This window comes from Rhizobium phaseoli, assembly GCF_010668805.1.
Taxonomy (GTDB): Bacteria; Pseudomonadota; Alphaproteobacteria; order Rhizobiales; family Rhizobiaceae; genus Rhizobium; species Rhizobium phaseoli_A.
Genome location: NZ_WUFT01000050.1, coordinates 1 through 2,311, shown reverse-complemented (window position 1 = coordinate 2,311; position 2,311 = coordinate 1). Strand labels below are relative to the sequence as shown.

General features: G+C 60.0%; 2 protein-coding genes. Both read left to right on the top strand.

Annotated elements, in window-relative coordinates; all coding sequences use genetic code 11:
* On the top strand, window positions 1-1,455 hold a 1,455-nt coding region (istA, locus tag GR197_RS31300; RefSeq protein WP_164016579.1), incomplete at its 5' end, for an IS21 family transposase.
* Window positions 1,445-2,257 carry an IS21-like element helper ATPase IstB gene (gene istB / locus GR197_RS31295; protein WP_164016577.1) on the top strand — a complete coding sequence of 271 codons (813 nt, stop codon included), beginning with the start codon at window positions 1,445-1,447 and terminating at the stop codon, window positions 2,255-2,257. The genes istA and istB, both read left to right, overlap by 11 nt.
* Window positions 2,258-2,311 lie beyond the last annotated feature (54 nt).

The window sequence follows — 2,311 nt, the reverse complement described above, 5'->3', positions numbered from 1 at the left end:
ACCGGCCTATCCCGGAATACCATCCGCAAATACCTGCGTGCCGGCGGCGTGGAGCCGAAGTTCAAGGGCCCTGAGCGGCCGAGCAAGCTTGATCCATTTGCGGATCGGTTGGCTGCCTGGCTGAAGACGGAATCCAAGAAGGGCCGCAAGCAGAAGCGGACGATGAAACAGTTGCACGCCGATTTGGTGAGCCTCGGCTACGAGGGGTCCTACAATCGCGTGGCGGCCTTTGCGCGGCAATGGCGTGATGATCGACAGCGGGAACTGCAGACGACCGGCCGCGGCACCTTCGTTCCACTGGCGTTCGAACCCGGCGAAGCCTTCCAGTTCGACTGGTCGGAAGATTGGGCGATCATTGGCAGTGAGCGCACCAAGCTGCAGGTAGCCCATACGAAGCTGAGCTACTCCAGGGCCTTCACCGTGCGAGCTTATCTCCTTCAAACGCATGAGATGCTGTTTGACGCCCACAATCATGCATTCCGCGTGTTCGGTGGCATCCCAGGCCGCGGCATCTACGACAACATGCGCACAGCGATCGACAAGGTCGGCCGTGGCAAAGAGCGAGACGTCAACGTCCGCTTCATGGCGATGGCCAGTCATTACCTGTTCGAGCCCGAGTTCTGCAATCCGGCGTCCGGCTGGGAGAAGGGGCAAGTCGAGAAGAACGTTCAGGATGCGCGTCATCGCTTCTTCCAACCTGTTCCGCGCTTTCCATCACTGGAAGCCCTGAACGACTGGCTGGAGCTTCGATGCAAGGAGTTCTGGGCGAAGACACCGCATGGCCAGATGCGTGGCACTATCGCCGACATCTGGGCTGAGGAGGCTCCAGCCCTCATGCCCGTTTCCAGGCCGTTCGACGGGTTTGTCGAATACACGAAGCGGGTCACACCTACCTGCCTCGTGCATCTGGAGCGCAACCGCTACAGCGTTCCGGCATCCTTCGCCAATCGACCGGTAAGCCTTCGCGTCTACCCGGATCGTGTTGTCGTCGCGGCGGAAGGCCAGATCGTTTGCGAACATCGTCGGGTCATCGATCGCTCCCATGATCGACCGGGACAGACGATCTACGACTGGCGGCACTATCTGGCCGTCGTGCAGCGCAAGCCAGGTGCTCTTCGCAATGGCGCACCCTTCGCCGAGCTACCGGACGCATTCCGGGCCTTGCAGCAATTTCTTTTGAAGAAGCCCGGCGGCGACCGCGAGATGGTCGATATCCTGGCACTCGTTCTCCAGCACGACGAAAAGGCAGTGCTCTCGGCCGTCGACATGGCGCTGAAGTCTGGTGTTCCAACCAAGACCCACGTCCTGAATCTGCTGCATCGCCTCGTCGACGGAAAAACCTTCACGCCGCCAACCCTCGACGCACCTCAGGCCCTGACGCTCACCAACGAGCCCAAGGCCAATGTCGAACGATACGATACCTTGAGAAAGACGGAGGTTCGCCATGCGTCATAACCCGGCAAGCGGCGCGATCGTCATCATGCTGCGGCAACTGAAGATGCACGGAATGGCCCACGCCGTCGGTGATCTGACCGAACAGGGATCGCCGGCGTTCGAGGCTGCCATTCCAATCCTGTCCCAGCTTCTCAAGGCGGAAACGGCCGAACGAGAGGTCCGATCGACCGCATATCAACTCAAGACGGCACGCTTCCCGGCCTATCGTGATCTGAATGGATTCGACTTCGCCAGTAGCGAGATCAACGAGGCGCTCGTGCAGCAACTCCATGGCTGCGACTTCCTCGACGACGCCAACAACATCGTCCTGGTCGGCGGTCCCGGCACGGGCAAGACGCACATTGCTACGGCGATCGGTGTCCAGGCCATCGAGCACCACCATAAGCGGGTCCGGTTCTTCTCGACGGTCGAGCTGGTCAACGCGCTGGAACAGGAAAAGGCGCAAGGGCGCTCCGGCCAGATCGCCAACCGCCTGGTCCACTCCGATCTCGTCATCCTCGATGAGCTTGGGTACTTGCCGTTCAGCGCGTCAGGGGGTGCCATGCTCTTCCATCTGCTGAGCAAGCTCTACGAGCGAACCAGCGTTATCATCACGACAAACCTGAGCTTCAGCGAATGGGCCAGCGTGTTCGGCGATGCGAAGATGACCACCGCGCTGCTCGACCGGCTTACACATCATTGCCACATCCTTGAAACCGGAAACGACAGCTTCCGCTTCAAGAACAGCTCGGCCCATGAGCCCAAAACAACGAAGGAGAAACGCAGGACCTTGACCACTACGACCAGCACAAACGATACCTAAAGGCGGGTCACTTCTCGGTGGAAACGCCGGGTCAGCTCTCAGTGGAAATCAACA